The organism is Micromonospora humida, assembly GCF_016901255.1.
Taxonomy (GTDB): domain Bacteria; phylum Actinomycetota; class Actinomycetes; order Mycobacteriales; family Micromonosporaceae; genus Micromonospora; species Micromonospora wenchangensis.
The window spans coordinates 235,714-258,902 of record NZ_JAFEUC010000009.1; the positions used below are offsets into that span (position 1 = coordinate 235,714).

Annotated in this window: 16 protein-coding genes, 1 tRNA gene and 1 pseudogene; 13 read left to right on the plus strand and 5 right to left on the minus strand. The window is 73.4% G+C overall.

Going from position 1 to position 23,189, the window contains the following annotated elements:
- Positions 1-63: 63 nt before the first annotated feature.
- The gene (gene aceE / locus JQX11_RS19710) at positions 64-2,802 is read right to left on the minus strand and encodes a pyruvate dehydrogenase (acetyl-transferring), homodimeric type (RefSeq protein ID WP_204926409.1); all 2,739 of its coding nucleotides are present in this window, start codon (positions 2,800-2,802) and stop codon (positions 64-66) included.
- A 263-nt stretch (positions 2,803-3,065) separates the two neighbouring features.
- Here aceE and JQX11_RS19715 point away from each other — a divergent pair, with 263 nt between their 5' ends.
- Complete coding sequence (locus tag JQX11_RS19715) at positions 3,066-3,470, plus strand: YjbQ family protein (protein WP_204926410.1); 405 nt, start codon at positions 3,066-3,068, stop codon at positions 3,468-3,470.
- Positions 3,471-3,514: 44 nt separating this feature from the next.
- Here JQX11_RS19715 and JQX11_RS19720 read toward each other — a convergent pair whose 3' ends face one another.
- Positions 3,515-5,176 carry an alkaline phosphatase D family protein gene (locus tag JQX11_RS19720; protein WP_204926411.1) on the minus strand — a complete coding sequence of 554 codons (1,662 nt, stop codon included), beginning with the start codon at positions 5,174-5,176 and terminating at the stop codon, positions 3,515-3,517.
- Positions 5,177-5,441: 265 nt separating this feature from the next.
- Here JQX11_RS19720 and JQX11_RS33700 point away from each other — a divergent pair.
- The 6 genes and pseudogenes from JQX11_RS33700 to JQX11_RS19750 form a co-directional block, all read left to right on the plus strand.
- Positions 5,442-5,987: pseudogene (locus JQX11_RS33700) on the plus strand (transketolase); the annotation flags it as partial.
- Between the two features lie 240 nt (positions 5,988-6,227).
- Positions 6,228-8,588 (plus strand): thiamine pyrophosphate-dependent enzyme, encoded by a 2,361-nt coding sequence (locus JQX11_RS32620; RefSeq protein WP_372444615.1) that lies wholly within the window; start codon positions 6,228-6,230, stop codon positions 8,586-8,588.
- Between the two features lie 113 nt (positions 8,589-8,701).
- On the plus strand, positions 8,702-9,139 hold the full coding sequence (locus JQX11_RS19735) for a DUF3052 domain-containing protein (RefSeq protein ID WP_067315614.1): 438 nt from the start codon (positions 8,702-8,704) through the stop codon (positions 9,137-9,139).
- A 93-nt stretch (positions 9,140-9,232) separates the two neighbouring features.
- Complete coding sequence (locus JQX11_RS19740; RefSeq protein WP_204926412.1) at positions 9,233-9,700, plus strand: peroxiredoxin; 468 nt, start codon at positions 9,233-9,235, stop codon at positions 9,698-9,700.
- Positions 9,701-9,783: 83 nt separating this feature from the next.
- Positions 9,784-9,855 (plus strand) — tRNA-Val (locus JQX11_RS19745).
- A gap of 144 nt (positions 9,856-9,999) precedes the next feature.
- On the plus strand, positions 10,000-10,788 hold the full coding sequence (locus JQX11_RS19750) for an alpha/beta fold hydrolase (protein WP_204926413.1): 789 nt from the start codon (positions 10,000-10,002) through the stop codon (positions 10,786-10,788).
- A gap of 115 nt (positions 10,789-10,903) precedes the next feature.
- Here JQX11_RS19750 and JQX11_RS19755 read toward each other — a convergent pair whose 3' ends face one another.
- Positions 10,904-11,863, minus strand: coding sequence for a phosphotransferase family protein (locus JQX11_RS19755; protein WP_204926414.1), 960 nt, complete (start codon positions 11,861-11,863; stop codon positions 10,904-10,906).
- A 489-nt stretch (positions 11,864-12,352) separates the two neighbouring features.
- On the opposite strand from JQX11_RS19755, the gene JQX11_RS19760 reads away from it, so the two are divergent.
- Positions 12,353-13,639, plus strand: a complete 1,287-nt coding sequence (locus JQX11_RS19760) for an IS256 family transposase (protein ID WP_204926415.1) — start codon at positions 12,353-12,355, stop codon at positions 13,637-13,639.
- 309 nt (positions 13,640-13,948) lie between these two features.
- A complete protein-coding gene (locus JQX11_RS19765; protein WP_204926416.1) occupies positions 13,949-15,097 on the plus strand; it encodes a polysaccharide pyruvyl transferase family protein in 1,149 nt (382 codons plus the stop codon).
- Positions 15,098-15,110: 13 nt separating this feature from the next.
- Here JQX11_RS19765 and JQX11_RS19770 read toward each other — a convergent pair whose 3' ends face one another.
- Positions 15,111-15,308: a DUF8847 domain-containing protein gene (locus tag JQX11_RS19770; RefSeq protein WP_204926417.1), complete on the minus strand. Its 198-nt coding sequence runs from the start codon at positions 15,306-15,308 to the stop codon at positions 15,111-15,113.
- A gap of 102 nt (positions 15,309-15,410) precedes the next feature.
- On the opposite strand from JQX11_RS19770, the gene JQX11_RS19775 reads away from it, so the two are divergent.
- The 3 genes from JQX11_RS19775 to JQX11_RS19785 are packed head-to-tail and all read left to right on the plus strand — an operon-like array spanning position 15,411 to position 20,359.
- Positions 15,411-15,932: a DinB family protein gene (locus JQX11_RS19775; protein ID WP_204926418.1), complete on the plus strand. Its 522-nt coding sequence runs from the start codon at positions 15,411-15,413 to the stop codon at positions 15,930-15,932.
- A 60-nt stretch (positions 15,933-15,992) separates the two neighbouring features.
- On the plus strand, positions 15,993-19,361 hold the full coding sequence (locus JQX11_RS19780) for a DEAD/DEAH box helicase (RefSeq protein WP_204926419.1): 3,369 nt from the start codon (positions 15,993-15,995) through the stop codon (positions 19,359-19,361).
- Positions 19,358-20,359, plus strand: a complete 1,002-nt coding sequence (locus JQX11_RS19785; protein ID WP_204926420.1) for an SWIM zinc finger family protein — start codon at positions 19,358-19,360, stop codon at positions 20,357-20,359. Before JQX11_RS19780 ends, JQX11_RS19785 begins: the two co-directional genes overlap by 4 nt.
- A gap of 89 nt (positions 20,360-20,448) precedes the next feature.
- Here JQX11_RS19785 and JQX11_RS19790 read toward each other — a convergent pair whose 3' ends face one another.
- Positions 20,449-20,721: a DUF3040 domain-containing protein gene (locus JQX11_RS19790; protein WP_204926421.1), complete on the minus strand. Its 273-nt coding sequence runs from the start codon at positions 20,719-20,721 to the stop codon at positions 20,449-20,451.
- A gap of 482 nt (positions 20,722-21,203) precedes the next feature.
- Between JQX11_RS19790 and JQX11_RS19795 the strand changes: the two genes are divergently transcribed.
- Entirely contained in the window at positions 21,204-23,180 is a 1,977-nt protein-coding gene (locus JQX11_RS19795; protein ID WP_204926422.1) for a DUF1800 domain-containing protein, read from the plus strand.
- Positions 23,181-23,189 lie beyond the last annotated feature (9 nt).

The window sequence follows — 23,189 nt, forward strand, 5'->3', positions numbered from 1 at the left end:
CCCGACCCGGCGACGCGAAAGGGCCCGGCGCACCGCGCCGGGCCCTTCGTCGTACCTCGGGGACTAGCTGTCCCCGCCGGTCTCGCCGACCGGGGCGGCGTTGACGTCGTCGATCGCGTACTTCTTGGCGGCCTCGGCCGGAACACCGGCCGGCACCACGCCGCGCAGGGCGAGCTGCCGCAGCGTCGCCACCGCCACCGACTCGGCGTCGACGTGGAAGTGCCGCCGCAGCGCGTGCCGGGTGTCCGACATGCCGAAGCCGTCGGTGCCGAGCGAGGTGTAGTCGCCGGGTACCCAGCGGGCGATCAGATCCGGTACCGCGCGCATCCAGTCGCTGACCGCGACCTTCGGCCCGTCGGCGTCGGCCAGCTTCTGCTGGATGTACGGCACCCGCTGCTCCGCGCCCGGGTTGAGCAGGTTGTGCTCCTCGCAGAGCACCGCGTCGCGGCGCAGCTCCGTCCAGGAGGTCACCGACCAGACGTCGGCGGCCACCCCCCAGTCCTGGGCGAGGAGCTGCTGTGCCTTGAGCGCCCACTGCATGCCGGTCCCGGAGGCCAGGATGTTCGCCTTCGGGCCGTCGACCTGCGGGGCCGGCGCGTAGCGGTAGATGCCCTTGAGCAGCCCCTCGACGTCCAGCTCGGACGGCTCGACCGGCTGGTGGATCGGCTCGTTGTAGACGGTGAGGTAGTAGAAGACGTTCTCCTGGTCCTCGCCGTACATCCGGTGCAGGCCGCGCTCCACGATGTGCGCCAGCTCGAACCCGAACGCCGCGTCGTAGGCGACCACCGCCGGGTTGGTGGCGGCCAGCAGCAGCGAGTGGCCGTCCTCGTGCTGGAGGCCCTCACCGTTGAGCGTGGTCCGCCCGGCGGTCGCGCCGAGGACGAAGCCCCGGGCCATCTGGTCGGCCGCCGCCCAGAAGCCGTCACCGGTGCGCTGGAACCCGAACATCGAGTAGAAGATGTACATCGGGATCATCGGCTCGTCGTGGGTGGCGTACGCGGTGCCGGCGGCGGTGAACGAGGCGACCGAACCGGCCTCGTTGATCCCCTCGTGAAGGATCTGCCCGGTCGTCGACTCCTTGTAGGACAGGAACAGGTCCCGGTCGACCGAGGTGTACCGCTGGCCGTGCGGCGAGTAGATCTTCGCGGTCGGGAAGATCGAGTCGAGGCCGAAGGTGCGCGCCTCGTCCGGGATGATCGGCACCCAGCGCTTGCCGAACTCCTTGTCCTTCATGATGTCCTTGAGCAGGCGGACGAAGGCCATCGTGGTGGCCACCTTCTGCTTGCCCGAGCCGCGCTTGACGTCGGCGAACCGCTCCGGCCCCGGGATCGCCAGCTTCTTGTGGCTGGTCCGCCGGGACGGCAGGTAACCGCCGAGCTGCTCGCGCCGCTCCCGCAGGTAGGCCATCTCGTCCGAGGACTCACCCGGGGTGTAGTACGGCGGCAGGTAGGGGTTGTCCTCCAGCGCCTTGTCCGGGATGTCCAGGTAGAGGCGGTCGCGGAACAGCTTGAGGTCGTCAAGCGTCAGCTTCTTCATCTGGTGCGTGGCGTTGCGGCCCTCGAAGTGCGAGCCCAGCGTCCAGCCCTTGATGGTCTTGGCCAGGATGACGGTCGGCTGCCCGGTGTGCTCGGTGGCCGCCTTGTAGGCCGCGTAGAGCTTGCGGTAGTCGTGCCCGCCCCGCTTGAGGTTCCAGATCTCGTCGTCGGACAGATGCTCGACCATCTTGCGGGTCCGCTGGTCACGGCCGAAGAAGTGCTCCCGCACGTACGCCCCGGACTCCGCCTTGTAGGTCTGGTAGTCACCGTCAGGGGTGGTGTTCATCAGGTTGACCAGCGCGCCGTCGGTGTCCGCGGCGAGCAGCGGGTCCCACTCCCGGCCCCAGACCACCTTGATCACGTTCCAGCCGGCACCCCGGAAGAACGCCTCCAGCTCCTGCATCACCTTGCCGTTGCCCCGGACCGGGCCGTCCAGCCGCTGGAGGTTGCAGTTGATCACGAAGGTGAGGTTGTCCAGCTCCTCGCGCGCGGCCACGCCGATCGCGCCGAGCGACTCGACCTCGTCCATCTCACCGTCGCCGAGGAACGCCCAGACGTGCTGCTGGGAGGTGTCCTTGATGCCCCGGTGCTGCAGGTAGCGGTTGAACCGGGCCTGGTAGATCGCGTTCAGCGGACCCAGACCCATCGAGACCGTGGGGAACTCCCAGAAGTCCGGCATCAGCCGCGGGTGCGGGTACGACGGCAGCCCGCCGCCCGGGTGCGACAGCTCCTGCCGGAACCCGTCGAGCTGGTCCTCCGAGAGCCGGCCCTCCAGGAACGCCCGCCCGTACATGCCGGGGGAGGCGTGGCCCTGGTAGAAGATGTGGTCGCCGCCGCCCGGGTGGTTCTTGCCCCGGAAGAAGTGGTTGAAGCCCACCTCGTAGAGGGAGGCGGAGCTGGCGAAGGTGGAGATGTGCCCACCGACGCCGATCTCCGGCCGCTGCGCGCGGTGCACCAGCATCGCCGCGTTCCACCTGACGTACGCCCGGATCCGCCGCTCGATGTGCTCGTCGCCCGGGAACCAGGGTTCCTGCTCCGGGGCGATGGTGTTGATGTAGTCGGTGGTGGTCAGGGACGGCACCCCGACCTGCCGCTCGCGGGCCCGCTCCAGCAGGCTGAGCATGACGTACCGGGCGCGTTTGGTTCCGCGCTCGTCGATGACACCGTCGAGCGACTCGACCCACTCGCTGGTCTCTTCGGGGTCGATGTCCGGAAGCTGGCTCGGCAGACCAGCGGTGATCACCGGGCGCTTGCGTTCCGTAGCCACAGGCGTTCCCTCGGTTGTGTGTGGGATAGGTCTCTCCGCCATCCTGCCCTCTGGTGGCACCCGTCGTCACGTGTAGCTCCCCCAGACGCGACGCTGAACACAGGTACCCGCCGGTAACTTTGCGTGGGTGGCCACCCGGCCGCACTTCCGGGCCGCCCGGACACGGCACCGCCCGGAGGCCGGCCGTGCCCGGCACCCCGAACCGGCCGCCCCGGCCCCCGGGCCGGGGGCGGTGGCGCGACGGATGCGGCAGAATGCGCCGTATGCGCAGTGAGGTGATCACCGTCCGGACCGGTTCTCGACCCACCGTCGTCGACGTCACGGCCGAGGCGGAACGGTTCGTCGCCGGGCAGGGCGACGGCCTGCTGCACGTCTTCGTGCCGCACGCCACCGCCGGGGTGGCGATCATCGAGACCGGTGCCGGCTCCGACGACGACCTGCTGCGGGCCCTCGACGACCTGCTGCCCACCGACGACCGCTGGCGGCACCGGCACGGCTCACCCGGCCACGGCCGCGACCACGTGCTGCCCGCCTTCGTCCCGCCGTACGCGACGCTGCCGGTGCTCGGGGGCCGGCTCCAGCTCGGCACCTGGCAGTCGGTCTGCCTGGTCGACCCCAACGGCGACAACCCGTCGCGTCAGGTCCGCTTCTCCTTCCTCCCCGGCTGAACCGTCCCGGCCGAACCGCCCCGGCCGTCCCGGGCGCGGGCCGCTCAGCGCAGCCCGGTCTCCGTCTCGACCGTGTACCGGTCCCGGTCCACCGGCCGGGCGCGGGCGGTGGACGGCGGCCGGTCGTACGTCTGGTGCAGGCCGGGCACCCGGTCCTCGACCACGAACGACGCCCGGGGGTACGCCGGCGCGCCCGCCCGGCTCACGTACGGCAGCACCATGAAGTCCGCGCTGAGCTGTGCCGGGGTGATCGTGGTCCGGACGAAACCGCGCAGGTCGTTCTGGAACCGCAGGTGCGGGTTGGTGCGCAGCCAGGGGTGCGAGCCGCTGGCCGAGTCGAAGCCGTCGCCGCCCGAGGTGACCGAGGAACAGACCAGCTCGGTGCCGACCGTCCGCGCCGCCGGGTCGAGGTAGTCGAGCTTCAGGTCGGCCGCCCAGTGCGCGTGCACGTCGCCGGTGAGCACCACCGGGTTGCGGACCCCGGCGGCCACCCAGCCCCGGGTGATCCGGTCCCGGGAGGCCAGGTAGCCGTCCCAGGCGTCCATGCTGGTCAGCCGGGTCGGCCCCGGGTCACGGTCGCGGGCGGCGAAGAACACCTGCTGGGCGAGCAGGTCCCAGCGGGTGTCGGAGCGGCGGAACCCGTCCAGCAGCCACTGCTCCTGCGCCGTGCCGGTGATGGTGCGCCCCGGGTCGGCCGCCGCCGGGCAGTCCCGGTAGCCGTCCCCGCACGCCTGGTCGTCCCGGTACTGCCGGGTGTCGAGCAGGTGGAAGGTGGCCAGCCGCCCCCAGCGCAACCGCCGGTACAGCACGATGTCCGGACCGCGCGGCACCGAGGCCCGCCGCAACGGCATGTTCTCGTGGTACGCCTGGAAGGCGGCGGCCCGCCGGGCCAGGAAGTCCGGGTCCGGCTCCTCCGGCACCGCGCCGGCCCAGTTGTTCTCCACCTCGTGGTCGTCGAAGACCACCGCCCAGGGGGCCACCGCGTGCGCCGCCTGCAGGTCCGGGTCGGTCTTGTACTGGGCGTGCCGCTGCCGGTAGTTGGCAAGCGTCCGGGTCTCCGGCCCCTCGTGCCCGCGTGGCCGGTCCGGGCCGTACTCCCGGGCGTACTCGTACTGGTAGTCGCCGAGGTGCAGGATCAGCTCCGGCGCGCTCTCGGCCAGCCGCCGGTAGGCGGTGAAGTACCCCTGCTCGTAGTGGGAGCAGGAGACGAAACCCATCGCCAGCGTGGCGGGCAGGGACGCCGGGTCGGGTGCGGTGCGGGTGCGCGCGGTGGGGGAGAGGTGCCCCTCGGCCCGGAACCGGTAGAAGTACTCCCGGCCGGGCAGCAGCCCGGTCAGCTCGACGTGCACGCTGTGCGCCGACTCGGGCCGGGCGGTCGCCGTGCCCCGCTGGACGACGTGCCGGAACAGTTCGTCGGCGGCCACCTCCCACTGCACCTCGACCGTCCGGTCGGGCATGCCGCCCAGGCCGTCCTCGGCCAGCGGCTGCGGTGCCAGCCGGGTCCACAGCACGACCCCCTGGTGGTCGGGGTCGCCGGAGGCCACCCCGAGGGTGAACGGCCAGACCAGCGGCCGGTGCCGGGCGGGGACCGCCGGCCGGGCGGGACGCCCGTCGGCGGCGTCGGCGGGCGTGGACCGGCCGGCGGTCGCGCCGGCCGCGCCGAGCGCCGCGCCGGAGAGCAGGACGGTGCGTCGGGACAGTGCCATGGGAGCCTCCCCGGGGTCCGGTGCGTTCCTGACCCCGGCAGCGTCGCGACCCACGGTGGCCGTCAGGTGACCACCGGAGACCGTCGCCCCCTCCGGCAGCCGAACAGCGCCCGGCGAACGGGTGCCCGTCAGCCGACGCCGCTGCGCGAACCGGTCGGGTCGGTGTCCTGCCGGGACCGTCCACAGCGGGTGTGGTGGACCGCCGTATCCCGGTCGGGTCGTGTCTGAGTGGGCGAGCGTGGCCTCCGTCGGTAATGCTGATCGCGTGACCACCCCGCAAGATCTCGACGACCGGTTCCGGGAGACCCTGGGCGCGTTGCCCGAGCCCGAGCGGCGGCGTGACCCCGGGCGACCCGTCCGGCCCGGTGCCGCGCTGACCGGGCGGCAGCTGCTCGCCCTGTTCGACGCGCAGGTGACCAGCCGCCAGCTCGACCTGGCCGCGCGGTGGCTGCGCAGCTTCGACGAGGGCTTCTACACGATCGGCTCGGCCGGGCACGAGGCCAACGCGGCGGTGGCCGCCGCACTGCGCCCCACCGACCCGGCCCTGCTGCACTACCGCTCCGGCGCCTTCTACTGCCTGCGTGCCGCCCAGGCCGCCGGCGACTTCCCCAGCGGCGACGTCGGGGCCGGCGGGGATTCCGCGGCGGTGACCGGATACCCGGACGCCGACGACCACCCGCCGGCCGGTGACCCCGACGGCGTCCATGATCCGGCCGACACCCCTGACGGCGACAGCCGGCCGGCCGACGCCCCCACCGACGGCGGCCGCCCGGCGGTCGACGACGTCACCGGGCCCGCCGGAGCGCACCACAGCAGCCCGCCCGCCGCAGGTCCGGACACCGGCTCCCGGCCCGGTCACCCGGACGTGCCCGTTTCCCCGCAGGCCACGGGCCCATCGGCCGGGGCGTCGCACACCGTCGCCGCGCCGCCCGCAGCCCCGGACGCCGGCGGCTTGTCGACCGGCCTGCCGGACACCGTGGCCGCGTCGCCGGGAACCCCGGACGCCGCGGCCGCGCCGCACCGGGCTCCGGACGCCGCCGGTCTGCCGCCCATGGCCCCGGACGCCGCCGGCCCGCCGGGCGGGAGCGTGGACGCCGGTCCGCCGGTCGGGTCGGCCGCCGGTGCCGGGTGGGGCGGGGAGACCGGCCCCGGCTCCCCGGTCCACGACCCGCACCCCGCGGCGGTGCGCCCGACGGACGCGCTCGACGGCGTCGCCGTGCCACCACCCCCGGCCGGAGCGGTCGCCTACCGGGTGGGTGCCGACGGCACCGCCGAGCCGGTGCCCCGCCAGCGGCCCGCCCCGGTAGCCGTCCCCACCGGCCAGGCCGTCACGTCCGCCGCCGGTGCGCCCGACCCGGCGGGTGACCCGGCCGACGTCGGACCCGTCGTACCCGCCCCCCGCCCGGAGCCGGCGGTGGCCGACCCGGCGGGCGGCCCGGACCTGGACGGGTGGCAGGAGGCGTACGCCGAGGCGGCCCGGGACGTGCTGCGGGGCATCGTCGCCTCGACCCGGGACCCGATCGCCGGGGGCCGGCACAAGGTGTTCGGCCGCGCCGACCTGGCCGTGGTGCCGACCACGTCGACCATCGCCTCGCACCTGCCCCGGGCGGTCGGGCTGGGGCTGGCCGTGGAGCGGCTGCGCCGGATGGACACCGCCGGCCGGCGCGACGACCCGGACGGCCCGCCGCGCTCGCCGTGGCCCCGGGACGCCATCGTGGTCTGCTCGTTCGGCGACGCCTCGGTCAACCACGCCAGCGCCACCGCCGCCTTCAACACCGCCGGCTGGTACGACCACACCGGCCTGCGGATCCCGGTGCTCTTCGTCTGCGAAGACAACGGCCTGGGCATCAGCGTCCGGTCGCCTGCGGGCTGGGTGGAGCGGACCCTGCGGGCCCGGCCGGGGGTGCGGTACTTCGCCGCCGACGGCACCGATCCGGTGGCCGTGCACGCGGTGGCCGCCGAGGCCGCCGGCTGGGTGCGTCGGCACCGTCGCCCGGCGGTGCTGCACCTGCGTACCGTGCGGCTGTTGGGCCACGCCGGTGCCGACGCGGAGCAGGCGTACCGCAGCACCGCCGAGATCGCCGCCGACGAGGCACACGACCCGGTGCTGGCCACCGCCCGGCTGCTCGTCGAGGCCGGGGTGGCCACCGGGGAGGAGCTGCTGGCCCGCTACGACGAGCGGGGCTGGCAGGTGCGCCGGACCGCCGAGGAGGTGCTCGACGAGCCGAAGCTGTCGGCCGTGGCCGAGGTGGTGGCCCCGCTGTCGCCCCGCCGGCCGTCGCGGGTCGCCGCCGCCGTGGCACAGTCCGCCCAGCGGGCCGCCGGGCCGGACGCGGCCGGCCGGGCGGAGGCGTTCGCGGGCAGGCCACCGGAGCTGGCCGGCCCGCTGACCCTCGCGCAGAGCATCAACGCGGCGCTCGCCGACGGGATGCTCAGCCACCCGCAGCTGGCCGTGTTCGGCGAGGACGTCGCCGCCAAGGGCGGGGTGTACGGGGTCACCAAGGGGCTGCGGGAGCGGTTCGGGGCGGCCCGGGTCTTCGACACCCTGCTGGACGAGACGTCGGTGCTGGGGTTGGGGCTGGGTGCGGGGCTGGCCGGGATGCTGCCGGTGCCGGAGATCCAGTACCTGGCGTACCTGCACAACGCCGAGGACCAGTTGCGGGGCGAGGCGGCCACCCTGCAGTTCTTCTCCCAGGGGGCGTTCCGCAACCCGATGGTGGTGCGGGTGCCGGGGCTTGCGTACCAGGAGGGGTTCGGGGGGCACTTCCACAACGACAACTCGGTGGCCGTACTGCGGGACGTGCCCGGTCTGGTGGTCGCGGTGCCGGCGCGGCCGGACGACGCCGGCCCGCTGCTGCGGACCTGCCTGGCCGCCGCAGTCGTGGACGGCACGGTCTCGGTCTTCCTGGAGCCGATCGCGCTCTACCACACCCGGGACCTGTACGAGCCGGGTGACGGTGAGTGGCTGGCTTCCTACGCTGAGCCATCCGCCTGGGCCGCCGGCCACGCCCCGATCGGCCGGGCCCGGGTGTACGGCGTCGGCTCGGCCGAGGACGTCACGATCGTCACGTTCGGTAACGGGGTGCGGATGTCGCTGCGGGCGGCGTCGACCCTGGCCGACGAGGGGATCGGCTGCCGGGTGGTGGACCTGCGGTGGCTGGCCCCGCTGCCGGTGGCGGACCTGATCCGGGAGGCGTCGGCGACCGGACGGGTGCTGGTGGTCGACGAGACGCGGCGCTCCGGCGGGGTGGGGGAGGGCATTCTCGCGGCGCTGGTCGACGCCGGATACGTGGGGGCGGCGCGGCGGGTGGCGGCAGTTGACTCGTTTGTACCATTAGGTCCGGCTGCCCGTCAGGTGCTGGTCTCCGAGGATGCCATTACCCAGGGTGCCCGTACGCTGCTGGCACGGTAAATTCCGTTCCACCCGGTGCGCCACTTGCGCGACGGACCACAACTGTGTGGACTCTGCCTGACGGCGTCACCGCGACGCCGCCGGGCAGGGACGAGATGAGGAGGCACGCGACAGTGAGCGCGACCGCTGGTCAGGCCGCCGACGGGGTACGTCTCCTGGCGGACCGGTTCGGGATCGAACCGGGCATGGTCGTCATGGAGATGGGGTACGACGAGGACGTCGACCAGGATCTCCGGGACGCCCTGACCGACCGCTGTGGAGAACTGGTCGACGAGGACACCGACGAGGTGGTCGACGCGGTGCTCGTCTGGTACCGCGACGGTGACGGTGACCTCTTCGAGCTCCTCGTCGATGCCCTCGGTCCGCTGGCCGACGCCGGAGTCGTGTGGCTGTTGACCCCGAAGGCCGGCCGCGACGGGCACGTCGAGCCGAGCGAGGTCGCCGAGTCGGCGCAGACCGCCGGGCTCCAGCAGACCTCGACCCTCAACGCCGGCAAGGACTGGAGCGGCGCCCGGCTGGTGCTGCGCCGTGGGTCCAAGGGCCGCAAGTAGGCCGTACGTGACTGAGCAGTCCCACACCCCGGGCGTCGCCCGCGGGTGTGGCAGGCTGAACCCACCTCAGACTCGACCCACCAAGGAGTTCGCATGCCGATCGAGGTTGGTGCCGAGGCACCCGACTTCCTGCTGAAGGACCAGAACAACCAGGAGGTACGGCTCTCGGACTACCGGGGCAACCGCACCGTGCTGCTGGTCTTCTACCCGCTCGCCTTCACCGGCATCTGCCAGGGTGAGCTGTGCGAGGTGCGGGACAACCTCAACGACTACGTCAACGACGACGTGCAGGTGCTCACCGTCAGCGTCGACTCGGTCTACGCCCACAAGATCTGGGCCGAGAAGGAGGGCTACCAGTTCCCGCTGCTGTCCGACTTCTGGCCGCACGGGGCGGTCGCCCAGGCGTACGGCGTCTTCAACGACCTCGCCGGCATCGCCAACCGGGGCACCTTCGTCATCGACAAGGCCGGGATCGTCCGGTTCGCCGAGATGAACATGCCGGGTGAGGCGCGTGACCAGCAGGGCTGGCGCAAGGCCCTCGCCGACACGGTCGCCGCCTGAGCGGTCTCCGGGCACACCGTTGCGACGGGCCGGCGGCCGGCAGGTAAGCTTGCCAGCCACCGGCCCGCTCGTACGGGCGTTCCGGGCGCGTAGCTCAGTGGGAGAGCACTCGCCTTACAAGCGAGGGGTCGCAGGTTCGAAACCTGCCGCGCCCACCCTCCGACCAGCAACGACAACGGCCGTCGATCATCGGCGGCCGGATCGTTGAGCCGATGGGACACCGCCGGCAGGTCTTGCCGGAGGCGTCGCCGTGGCGGCTCCCGGCGGCCCGCATCCCGACGCCGGTCGGAGGTGACATCGTGAGCTACGCGCACGTCAACGGGCTGCGGCTCTGGTACGAGGAACACGGCGACGGCCCACCGCTGGTGCTGCTGCACGGCGGCTACGGCGCGGCGGAGCTGTTCGCCCCGATCCTGCCGGCGCTGGCCCACCGTCGCCGGGTGATCGCGATGGACCTCCAGGGCCACGGTCGCACCGCCGACGTGGATCGTCCACTGCGCTACGAGTCGATGGCCGACGACGTCGCCGCGCTGCTGCGGCACCTCGACCTGCCCGGGGCGCAGCTACTGGGGTACTCCCTCGGCGGTGGGGTGGCGCTGCGGACCGCCATCCAGCATCCGGACCTGGTACGCCGGCTGGTGCTGGTCTCCACCCCGTTCCGACGACAGGGTTGGTATCCCGAGGTGCTGGCCGCCATGTCGAGCCAGGACGAGCGGGCCGGCGAACGGATGCGCGGCACGCCCCCGCACCAGCTCTACACGCGGATCGCCCCCCGACCGCAGGACTGGCCGGTGCTCTGGGCCAAGACCGGTGACCTGCTGCGCCGCGAGTACGACTGGACACCGCAGGTGGCGGCGCTCGCCGTACCGACCCTGCTGGTCTACGCCGACGCGGACGCGATCCCGGTCGCCCACATGGCCGAGTTCTACGGGCTGCTCGGCGGCGGCCACCGGGACCCGGGAGGCGACGGCACCGCCCGCCCGACCTCCCGCCTCGCGGTCCTCCCCGGCCTCACCCACCAGGACATCCCCACCACCCCCCTGTTACCCCACCTGGCCCTCCCTTTCCTCACCCACCAACTCCACTGACCCCCGCCCTCTCTCTCCCCCCGTCCCCCCGCGCCCCCGCCCCCGCCCGCCTTCCGCCCGCGTGATCAAGAGGTTTGCGTCACGGAATCCGCGGTCGGTGACGCCAACCTCTTGGTCAACCGGCGGTCTGCGGGTGGTCGAGGCGGTGGCGCAGCCAGGGCAGCAGAGCGTCGGCCTGGGCCTGCTGGAAAGCGCGAACGGTGGGAATGTTGGGCGGCGGTGGGCGGCGCGCGCTGTCGGTGAAGAAGCCGGCCAGCCCGGCGTAGAAGCCGGTCAGGGCGGCCGGGTCGGCCCCGGAGGTGAGCGGCAGCCGGCGCAGCAGTGCCTCGGTGTCGTGCCCGCCGTGCAACCGTACGTTGACCAGCAGCAGCGCCGTGTCCAGCCAGGCGGGGCCCCGGCAGGCCCACGGCCAGTCCACCACGGTGACCGTGCCGTCCGGACCGATCAGCAGGTTGTCGGCCCGCACGTCCAGATGGCACAGGGTGTCCCCGGCCAGCCCGGTCAACCCCCGGTCGGCCGCCGCGCACAGCTCGTCCAGGTGCCCGGCGACCCACGGGTCGAGCCGGGAAGGCGGGTCGGCGGCGATCCGCCGCCAGCCGCCGAAATCGTGGGCCAGTCGTTCGGCGGCGGTCGGCGTGCCCGGCACCGGGTTCGGCGTGAGCGTCCCGGCCAGGGCTTCCAACGTACGCAGCGTCGCGTCGAGTTCGGCGTCCCGCCAGGGGGTGTACGGGTGCCGTCCGTCGACATCGGTCAGCACGAGCGCCACCCAGTCGCCGTCGTCGTGGCAACCGAGCAGCCGGGGCGTCGGCGCCGACAGGGGCAGCGCGGCCGTGTGCCGGGCCTCGGCACGGTGCATCCGGGGGCTGTCCGGGTTCTGCGCCGGGCTGACCGCCTTGACGAACGCCCGTCGACCACCGGCGGTCCGCACCCGGTCGGCGGTGCCCGGGGAGTACCCGCCACTCTGGGAGACCGCCTCGACCACCCGGTCCCCGATGATCCGCTCCACCGCCTGCCGGACATGCCCAGGCAGCTCGTCCCACCCGATCCTGCCCGCACCCGCGCTCACACCGGCCATCCCCCCACCCTGGCGAGCCCCCACACCCCGGGCAACCCGATTACCCCACCCACCCCACGCCCCGCCCCTCCCGCTTCTGCCCCTGCTCCCGCTCCTGCCCCTGCTCCCGCTCCTGCCCCTGCTCCCGCTCCTGCCCCTGCTCCCGCTCCTGCCCCTGCTCCCGCTCCTGCCCCTGCTCCCGCTTCTGCCCCGCCCTCCCACTCCGGTGATCAAGAGCTTTGCGTCAACAGCCCGGCCCAACCCGACGCGAACCTCTTGATCACCCCTCCACCCCCGTCGATGTCCCTGTTGACCAAGGGCTTTGCGTCAGCCAGGCGGGTCGGCCTGACGCAAACCTCTTGATCACCCGCCCACCCTCACCGCTGTGCCTGTTGACCAAGAGGTTTGACCAAGAGGTTTGGGCCAGCAAGACGGGGGTGGGTGGGAGTGTGGATCTAACGGTGTTTCCGGCCTGACCTGCCGGGCGTTGTGCCTGGTGAGGAGGCCGTGATGACCGCGACACTGAACGAGCAGACCGGACGCAGGAAGCGGCCCGAGCCGTCGGCGGAGGCGAAGGCCGCCGCCGAGCTGGTGCGGGCCGCGAAGGAGCAGGGCCTGTCGTTGACCGGCCCGGACGGGCTGCTCAAGCAGCTGACCAAGACGGTCCTGGAGACCGCCTTGAACGAGGAGATGACCGAGCACCTCGGCTACGAAAAACACGACCAGGCCGGCGCCGGCGCCCGCAACATCCGCAACGGCACCCGGCCGAAGACCGTGCTGACCGACACGACCGGACCAGTGCAGATCGACGTGCCACGCGACCGGGCCGGCACCTTCGAGCCGCAGATCGTCCGTAAGCGTCAGCGGCGGCTCTCAGGAGTCGACGAGGTCGTGTTGTCGCTGTATGCCAAAGGCCTGACGACCGGGGAGATCAGCGCGCACTTCGCCGAGATCTACGGGGCGTCGGTGTCGAAGGAGACGATCTCGCGGATCACCGACAAGGTCATCGAGGAGATGACCGACTGGTCGCACCGGCCCCTGGATGAGGTCTACGCGGCGGTGTTCATCGACGCGATCGTGGTCAAGGTTCGTGACGGGCAGGTCGCGAACCGGCCGTTCTACGCCGCGATCGGGGTCACCCTCGACGGGGACAAAGACGTCCTCGGGTTGTGGGCCGGTTCGGGTGGTGAGGGCGCGAAGTTCTGGATGAGCGTGCTGACCGACCTGCGCAACCGAGGCGTGAAGGACGTCTTCTTCCTGGTCTGCGACGGCCTCAAAGGGCTGCCGGAGGTGATCACGAACGTGTGGCCGGCCACGATCGTGCAGACCTGCATCATCCATCTGATCCGCAACACGTTCCGGCTCACCTCCCGCAAGTACTGGGACGAGATCAAGCACGACATCAAGCCGATCTACACCGCCGTCAACGCCACCGCCGCCCGGGCCGCGTTCGACGACCTGGCCGACAAGTGGGGTAACCGGTATCCGGCGGTGATCCGGCTGTGGGACAACGCCTGGGCCGAGTTCATCCCGTTCCTCGACTACGACGTCGAAATCCGGCGGGTGATCTGCTCGACCAACGCGATCGAGTCCCTCAACGCCCGCTACCGGCGGGCCGTGAAGACCCGCGGCCACTTCCCCAACGAGCAGGCCGCGTTGAAGTGTCTGTACCTGGTGACCCGGTCCCTGGACCCCACCGGAGCAGGCAGGACCCGATGGACGATGCGCTGGAAACCCGCCCTGAACGCCTTCGCCATCACCTTCAGCGACCGCTTCCCAGCCGCTGAAACCTACTAACCAAGATGCCGGAAACACCGTTAGCGAGACAGGCCCGGGTGGGTTGACGCAAACCTCTTGATCACCACCCCGCTCCGGTAGGTGTCCCCGGTGACCAAGAGGTTTGGGTCGGGAAGAGCGGGGTGTGGTGACGCAAAGCTCTTGATCACCGGGGCGGGAGAGCCGGGCGGGCCGGGCGGGGGCCGGGTGGGCCGGGCGGGAGCCGGGTGGGGGCGGAGGGGCGGGAGAGGGAGGGGAGGGCGGAGGTGGGGGCATGGGTGGGGTGGGAGGGGGAATGCGCGCCGGGACGTTCCTGGGGAGGAGTGACGGATGAGGGGTCCCACCGGATTGACCATCGGTGTGCTCGGCTCGTACGGCGGTCGGAACCTGGGAGACGAGGCGATTCTCACCGGTCTGCTGGCCGACCTGCGGGAGCAGGAACCGAATGCGCGGATCATCGTGTTCTCCCGCAACCCGGCGCACACCGCGCTCGCCCATCCCGACGTCGAGGCGGTGCCCTGGGAGGGCGTCAGCCGGGTCGACTCCGCCGAGGTGCTCAGCCAGCTCGACCTGCTGATCCTCGGCGGCGGCGGCATCCTGTACGACAAGGAGGCCCGCCGTTACCTGCGGGTCGTGCGGGTCGCCCAGGAACGTGGCCTGCCCCTGCTGACGTACGCGGTGGGTGTCGGCCCGCTCAGCGACGGGGTGGACACCGGCATGGTCCGGGAGACGCTGGCCGGGGCGACCGAGGTGACCGTCCGCGACCAGGAGTCCCGGATGGTGCTGGAGGAGGCCGGGCTGCTCAACCCGATCACCGTCACCGCCGACCCGGCGTTCCTGCTGGAACCGGAGGACTTCCCGGCCCGGCTGCTGCGTGAGGAGGGGGTGCCCGCCGGCAAGCGCCTGGTCGGGCTGAGTGTCCGGGAGCCGGGGCGGGCGGCCGAGCGGCTCGACGTCGACGGGTACCACCGGTTGCTCGCCCAGATCGGCGACTTCCTGGTGCAGCGGATCGACGCGCACGTGCTGTTCGTGCCGATGGAACGCGACGACATCAGGCACTCGCACGGGGTGCTGTCCCACATGATCGCCGCCGACCGGGGGCGCATCCTGCACGGCGACTACTCGCCCCGGCAGGTGCTCGGCCTGATGAAGCACTTCGACCTGGCGGTCGGCATGCGGCTGCACTTCCTGATCTTCGCGGCGATGGTCGGTACCCCGTTCCTGCCGCTGCCGTACGCCGGGAAGGTCTTCGACCTGGCCCAGCGGCTCGGGGTGCCGGCGCTGCGCGGCGTGGAACGCGAGGTGGAGGGTCCGCTGCTGGCGGAGGTCGACCGGCTCTGGGACGAACGGGATTCCCGCCGCGAGGCCACCGCCCGCCGGGTCGCCGAGGTGTGCGACCAGGCCCGGGGCACCTCCCAGGTCACCCGCGCCGTGCTGGACGGCCTGCGCTCGCGCACCCTGGCCCGGATGGCCGCCTGACCGGGCCGGCGGGTCAGACGGCCGGGCCGCGCCAGCGGTAGCGCCACTGGTCGCCAGCGGACTCCAACTCGTAGATCTGGGCGTCGAGAAGACCCTGCGGGCCGAGGTGATGGTGGGTCAGCGGGGGACGCTCGTTGCTGTCCAGCTCGACGTCGACCGCCTCGCCGTCAGCCGGGCCGTCCGCCAGGGGAATCCGTACCGTCGCAGCCATGCGCCCATCCTGCCAAGCCGGCCGCCGGCGCGCAGGGTTTGCCGGCGACAGCGGGTTCGCGGGGGGACAGCGGGACGACACGTTCGCCGCTACCGTCCGGTGATGACGGAAATCCGGATCGATCCGACGCTCGCCCCGGTGCTGGCGCGCACCGGCGACGAGCGGGCGGTGCTCGACGCGTTCCTCGACTTCCACCGGGCGACCGTGCTGCGCAAGGCACGGGGCCTGAGTGACGCCGAGGCGACCCGCCGGCTGGTGCCGTCGGCCACCACCGTGGCGGGCATCCTGCAGCATCTCGCCCTGGTCGAGCGGAACTGGTTCCCGTTCCTGCTCGATCCGACCCCCGGCGACGTCTTCCCGACCTCGGAGGAGGACGCGGCGGCCAGCTTCGCCCTGGCCGAGGGGGAGACCCTCGACCAGCTCGCCGACGCCTACGAGCGGGCCTGCGCCCGGTCCCGTGAGCTGGCCGCCCGGTTCCCGCTGGACCATGTCGTGGCGCAGCCGCAGCTCGGCGAGGTGTCCCTGCGTTGGATCATGGTGCACATGATCGAGGAGACCGCCCGGCACGCCGGCCACGCCGACATTCTCCGTGAGCTGACCGACGGCAGCACCGGCGCGGTCTGAGCGGCAGGGTCCGACCCTCGCCGCCTATCCTGACCCCTGGGCGTCGACGAGGGGGAACGAGTGCTGGTCGTCCACGGGGTGTGGCTGGTGGGGGCCGGTCTGGCGGTGTGGGCGGAGGATTCGGCCCGGCCGACGCAGGTGCCGCGTCGCCCCGGCCGGGCCCCGCGCGAACGCCCCCACCCCTTCGCCGCCGACCCCGGCACCCTGGCCACGCTGCTCGGTGACCGCCCGGCCGACACCGTGCCGCTCACCCTTCCCACCCGGGCGGGCGCGCCCCTGCACTCGCCGGAGCTGGTCCCGGCCACCGTCGCGGAACCGGCCCGTGGCCCGGTCACCCTCTCCGTCTGGCGCACCCCCGTCCTGCGGTACGCCCCGGACGACGCGTTCGACCTGCTGCGTACCCTCGACGGGCTCGACGCCGTGGTGGGGGCCGGCCTGCGGCACCTCGCCGAGCTGGCGGGTTTCGCGGTCGACCTGGTGGCCCGGGGTCGGCTGCTGCCCGGTGTGGCCGACCTCCCGCCCGGGGACGTGCCAGCGGACCGGCGCCCGACCGACCGCCCGGAAGCGGACGGGCCGCCGGACTGGCGGCTGGAAGAGGACGGTCCGGGGGACCGGCGGCCGGGCGGCGACGCGCCGGTGGACCGGCGGGCGTCCGGCCGGTCGACGGGCAAGGCGGTCGGGTGGGCGGTGTGGCGGCCCCTGCTGACAGGAGCGGACGCCGCCTGGGCCCGGTCGCTGGCCCTCGCCCTGCCCCCGGCGGTCCGCGCCGCCGTCGACCCCGGATCGCCCCCCGCCCGCCCGCGTCCCGGTGCCGGCCGGACGGCCGGGAAGCGGCCCGGCCCCGAGGGGGCGTCCGCCTCGGCGCTGCGCGAGGGAGGGGCACCGCCCGCCGGTGCCGGCCCGGCCGGTGGACCCGGCGTGCCCGCCGGTGCCACCGGCGTCGACGGGGTCGGCGGGCTGGTCGCCGACGTGCTGGACCTGCTCACCGATGCCGCCGCCCGCCGGGCGCTGACCGACGTCGACCTGCTCCGGGGTGGTCGTCGCGACGGGGTGACCGCCGGGTGGCTGGCGGCGCTGACCGGCCCGCAGCGGCGGTTCACCGCCGAACCGGACGGGTTGGCCACCCTCCGCGCCGAGCTGGACGCCTGGCAGCGCGACGCCGTCGGCGGCCCGGTCCGGGCGAGTTTCCGGTTGGTGGAGCCGGCCGACGACGAGATCGTCGACGCCCTGACCGTGGTCCCGGCCGACCCGTCGACGGTCGTCGGGCAGGGGGGCCGGTGGCGCATCGAGTTCGGTCTCCAGGCCGCCGACGAGCCGGGCCTGCACGTCGCCGCCGGTGACGTCTGGCGGCACCCGGAGCGGCTACCGGCGCTCGCCGGCCGCTGCGGTGACCCGCAGGAGACCCTGCTGGCCGAGCTGGGCCGGGCCGGGCGTCTCTGGCCGGAGCTGGACGGCGCGCTGCGCACTCCCGCCCCGGAGCTGCTGGAGCTGGACGTCGAGGGGGCGCACCGGTTCCTGCGCGAGGGCGCGCCGGTGCTGCACGCCGCCGGGTTCGGGGTGCTGCTGCCGTCCTGGTGGCGGCGGCCGGCGGCGCGGCTCGGCGCCCGGTTGCAGGCCCGCAGCCGCACCGCCCCGGGCACGGTCGCCGCGACCGGGGCGCTCGGGCTGGACGCGCTCGTCGACTACCGCTGGGAGGTGGCGCTCGGCGACGAGACGGTCGACGCCGACGAGTTGGCCGCCCTGGCCGCGTTGAAGACCCCACTGGTGCGGCTGCGCGGCCGGTGGGTGGAGCTGGACCCGAAACGGCTGGCCGCCGGCCTGCGGCTGCTGCGCAACTCCGGCGAGCTGACCGTCGCCGACCTGCTGCGGATGGGGTTGGCCGGGGCGGAGACGCCCGATGCCCTGCCGGTGCTTGCGGTGACCGCCGACGGCCCGCTCGGTGACCTGCTGGCCGGGCAGGCCGAACGGCGGCTCGTCCCGCTGGACCCGCCGCCGGCCTTCAAGGGCACCCTGCGGCCCTACCAGCGACGTGGCCTGGCCTGGCTGGTGTTCCTCCAGTCGCTCGGGCTCGGCGGGGTGCTCGCCGACGACATGGGGTTGGGCAAGACCGTGCAGTTGCTGGCCCTGCTCGCCGGGGACCCGCCGGACGCCGGACCGACCCTGCTGGTCTGTCCGATGTCGCTGGTCGGCAACTGGCAGCGGGAGGCGGCCCGGTTCACCCCCGGCCTGCGGGTGCACGTGCACCACGGCGCGGACCGGGCCCGGGACGACACGTTCGACCAGGCCGTGCACGCCGCCGACCTGGTGCTCACCACCTACGCGGTGGCCGCGCGGGACGCGGTCGCGCTGGCGTCGGTCGGCTGGCACCGGGTGGTGGTCGACGAGGCCCAGGCGATCAAGAACGCGGCCACCCGGCAGGCCGAGGTGGTCCGGGCGTTGCCCGCCCGGCACCGGATCGCCGTCACCGGCACGCCGGTGGAGAACCGGCTGGCCGACCTCTGGTCGATCATGCAGTTCGCCAATCCCGGCCTGCTCGGCCCGGCCAGCAGTTTCCGGCAGTCGTACGCGGTGCCGATCGAGCGGCACGGTGACGCCGAGGCGGCGGCCCGGCTGCGCCGGGTCACCGGCCCGTTCGTGCTGCGGCGACTCAAGACCGACTCCTCGATCATCAGCGATCTGCCGGAGAAGCTGGAGATGGAGGTGGTCTGCAACCTCACCGCCGAGCAGGCGTCGCTCTACCGGGCGATCGTCGACGAGATGCTGGCGAGGATCGAGACGAGCGACGGGATGGAGCGCCGGGGCCTGGTGCTGGCCACGATGACCCGGCTCAAGCAGGTCTGCAACCATCCCGCCCAACTGCTGCACGACTCCTCGCCGCTGGCCGGCCGCTCCGGCAAGCTGCAACGGCTGGAGGAGATCGTCGACGAGGTGCTCGCGGCCGGCGAGAAGGCCCTGCTGTTCACCCAGTACGCCGAGTTCGGCGCGCTGCTGCGCGGGCACCTGTCGGCGCGCTTCGGCCGGGAGGTGCTCTACCTGCACGGCGGGGTCGGCAAGGCCGACCGGGACGACCTGGTCACCCGGTTCCAGTCCCCGGACGGTCCGGCGCTGTTCGTGCTCTCCCTCAAGGCCGGCGGCACCGGGTTGACCCTGACCGCCGCCAACCACGTGGTGCACGTCGACAGGTGGTGGAACCCGGCGGTGGAGGACCAGGCCACCGACCGGGCGTTCCGGATCGGCCAGCGGCGGCGGGTGCAGGTCCGCAAGTTCGTCTGCGCCGGCACCGTCGAGGAGAAGGTGGCCGCGATGATCGCCGACAAGCGGGGGCTGGCCGCGTCCGTGGTGGGCAGCGGCGAGCAGTGGGTGACCGAGCTTTCCACCGGGCAGCTACGGGAGCTGTTCTCCCTGGAAGCCGGGGCGGTGGTCGAGTGAGCCCCGGGGGCGCCGGGGCGGAGGGCCCGTTCGTCGGGTTCGGGCCGCCGCGCCGGGTCGACGGCGGGTTGAGGGCGCGCAGCACCCGGGGCGCGATCGGGGTCTCCTGGTGGTCCCGGCGCTTCCTGGAGGTGCTGGAGTCGTTCGCGCTGGGCACCCGGCTCACCCGGGGCCGGGCGTACGCGCGCCGGGGTCAGGTGCTCCGGCTCGACGTGTCACCCGGGCGGGTCGAGGCGAGCGTGCAGGGGTCCCGGCCCCGGCCCTACCCGGTGACCATCGCCCTGCCGCCGTTTCCGGACGCGCTCTGGGGCCGGGTCGAACGGGAGCTGGCCGGGCAGGCGTTCTTCAGCGCCCGGCTGCTCGCCGGCGACCTGCCGGCCGAGCTGGAGGAGCTGTTCGCCGCTGCGGGCGCGCCCCTGTTCCCCCGGTCGGTGGGGGAGCTGACCCAGCGCTGCGGCTGCCCCGACGTCGCGGTGCCGTGCAAGCATCTCGCGGCGACGTTCTACCTGCTCGCCGAGGCGTTCGACGCCGACCCGTTCCAGTTGCTGCACTGGCGGGGTCGCAGCCGCGACGCGTTGCTGGGCCGGTTGCGCGTCCTGCGCGCCGACGCGGTCGGGTCGGCGCACGACACCGACGGTACGCCGGGGGCCTCCGCCGGCGGGCAGGTCACCGGCCCACCCGACCGGGCATCCTCCGGTGCCGGGCAGGTCACCGGCCCGTCCGACCGGGCACCGGCCCGCGTACCGTCGGTCGTGGACGGTGCGCAGGCCGGTGCGGCGGGGGCGGGCCGGGTGCTCGCCGACCTGCCCGACGTGCCGCTCACCGGGGCGGTGGACCGGTTCTGGGTGGCGCCGGTGCCGCTGCCTGACCGGCCGAGCGTCCTGGCCACCGGCCCGGAGCTGCTGCTGCGGCAGCTCGGCTCACCCGCGGCGGCGATCGGCGGGCCCGGCCTGCTGGAACGCCTGCGCCGGGCCTATCGGGCGTTCGACCCGGGCTGACCCGGCGCGCGGGTCATGATCGACACCAGTGGGGCGATGTCGGGGTGTCCCGTCGCTGCGATGCCGCACCATCGCGCCCCTGGTGTCGATCATGGCCGTGCGGGCCAGCGCCAACGGTGCCGGAAGTGCCACATCAGGCCGGTGTTGGCCGCCAGGACGACGACGCACGCCGCGCCGGCCGTCCGTCCGGCCAGGACGGTCATCGCGGGCAGCGACGCCCACAGGATGACCGTCAGCAGCATCAGCCAGCGCCCGCGTCGGGCCCGGATCCGATGGTCGAGTCGCGCGAAGAACTTCGGGTCGCTCTCCCGGAGCTGCCGGGTGATCTGTTCGAACCTGCGCTGATCCTCTTTGCTGAGCATGGCGGTGCCTTCCCCTCAGGCTTCAGCGGTTCGGCGGCTTACCCGCTGCGGCGGCCGGTCACGCCCTGCTCCTGCTGCTACTTTCGCCCCCGGGCGGCGTCGGCGGGCAGGGCCGGGGACGGGCCGCCCGAAACCGGGCCGGGCGGGCGCGGAGCACCTCAGCGTCGGCTTACCGGGGGCTTAAGTTTCGCTGTGCCGGTGAACGCCGCGCGCCGGGACACGTACCGCCAAAACGTTACGGCCGGGGCGCGGCCGGACACGTCGTCCCTGCTGGGGACGGTGCGGCCCGGCCGGGGCGGAACCACCCGCCCGGCGACGCCGCACAGCGGCACCTTAAGTGCCCCCGCCGACGGCCGTGACCTGCCTTGTCGGCAGCTCAGCCCTTGACTACCTTCCCGTGGCAACTCCTCCGGCAGCCGCCGCCGCACCCTCCGCCCCCGGTCGCAGCGGTACGGCGCATCGAAAGAAAACGGGACCGGTACATGGCCGACCAGAATGTGCCACCGCATCGACCGCACACCCCCGGCGGGCACACCCCGACGTACGAGATTCCGGCCGCGCCGTACGGGCCGCCGTCGGTGTCCCGGGGCCCACAGTGGGTGGGGCCCGAGGGGCTGGGTCGGCAGGCGTTCCACCAGCCGGCCGGCACCGGACTGCCCCACCTGGACGACGACGGCGACGACCGCGACCGGGTCGGCCGGCGGCGCGCCCTGGTCGCGCTGGGCGGCACCGCCGCCGTGGTGGCCGGCGGCGCGGCGCTGGCGATGAGCCCCCAGGTGCGCGGCCTGTTCGGCGACGACGCCGCCGGGGACGCCACCGGCGCGACCGCCACCGACGGCACGCCGGCCCGCCCCAGCGGCCAGCAACCCAGCACGGTACGCACCTACACCGAGCAGAACGAGAGCTACATGGGCTCCCGGGCCGGTGCGGCGCTGAAGAAGAACTCGCCCAGCGGCGGGCGTACCTTCTCCGGCCCGGCCGACGCGGCGGCGCGGACCCCGGTGACGGTCAAGACGGTGCTGGCCAAGGACCCCGTCCGGCACCTGGCCAGCCGGGCCACCTTCGGGGCCACCCCGACGGTGCTCGCCGACATCAGGCGGATGGGCATCGACGCCTGGGTGCGTCAGCAGCTCGACCCGGAGAAGATCGCGCCGAGCGCCGCCGAGCTGAAGCTCGCCGAGCTGCCCACCCTCAAGCTGACCAGCCAGCAGGTACGCGACCAGCGGGAGCAGCTCAACGAGCGGGGCGCGCAGCCGGAGAAGGAGATGGTCGACGGCACGCTGGCCCGGCAGATCTGGTCGCAGCGGCAGCTCTACGAGGTGATGGTCGACTTCTGGAACGACTTCCTGCACGTCGCGGCGGACTTCGACGGCGGTGAGGCGTACCGGAACTCGTTCGACCGGGACGTGGTCCGCAAGCACGCCATGGGCAGCTACCCGGACATGCTGGTGGCGGCCAACAAGCACCCGGCGCTGCTGCTCTACCTCAACCAGAACGACTCCCGGGCCGACGCGGTCAACGAGAACCTGGCCCGGGAGAACCTGGAGCTGTACTCGGTCGGGGTCGACGGCGGCTACACCGAGAAGGACGTCCGGCAGGCCGCCCTGCTCCAGACCGGCCGGGGCGTCGACGACGGGAGGTACGTCTTCCGCCACGACCGGCACTACCGGGGCAAGGTGAAGATCCTCGACTTCAGCCACCCCAACGACTCGACCGACCCGAAGAAGGCCGACCAGGTCATCGACGCCTACATCACCTACCTCGCGCTGCACCCGTCGACCGCCCGGTACGTGGCCCGCAGCCTGGCCACCCGGTTCGTCTCGGACACCCCGCCGAAGTCCCTGGTGGACCGGCTCACCCAGATCTACGTCGTCAACAAGGGCTCGGTGAAGCCGCTGCTGATGTCACTGTTCAGCTCCTCGGAGTTCTGGGCGGCGGTCGGGCAGAAGGTGCGCCGGCCGATGGAGTACCTGGTCGCCACCTACCGGACGCTGGGCGTCGCGCCGCAGGCCGGGCCGGGTTTCCGGCAGGGCGACAGCAGACGCACCGCGTTCGCCCAGGGGCTGCGCCAGATCCACGACAAGCTACGCGAGCTGGGCCAGTACCCGATGGGCCAGCCCACCCCCGACGGCTACCCGGACGTCTACGTCGCCTGGACGTCGGCCGGCACGATGGTCAACGGCTGGAACGAGGCCGCCGACCTGATCGCCGGCAACCGCACCCAGTTCACCTACACCCGGCCGGAGAAACTGGTGGCCAAGCCGCCGACCACCGCCGGGGCGTACGTGGACGCGTTGGCCCTGCGGCTGGTGCACCAGAAGTTGTCGACGCGGGAGCGGAACCTGATCCTGGGGGTGGCCGGGGTGTCCGCGACCGCCCGGGTCGACGCCACGTTCAACGGGGCGATCGCCGCCGTCGCGCGGGCGATCCTCGCGTCCCCCCAGCACCACCTGCGGTGAGGCAGACGA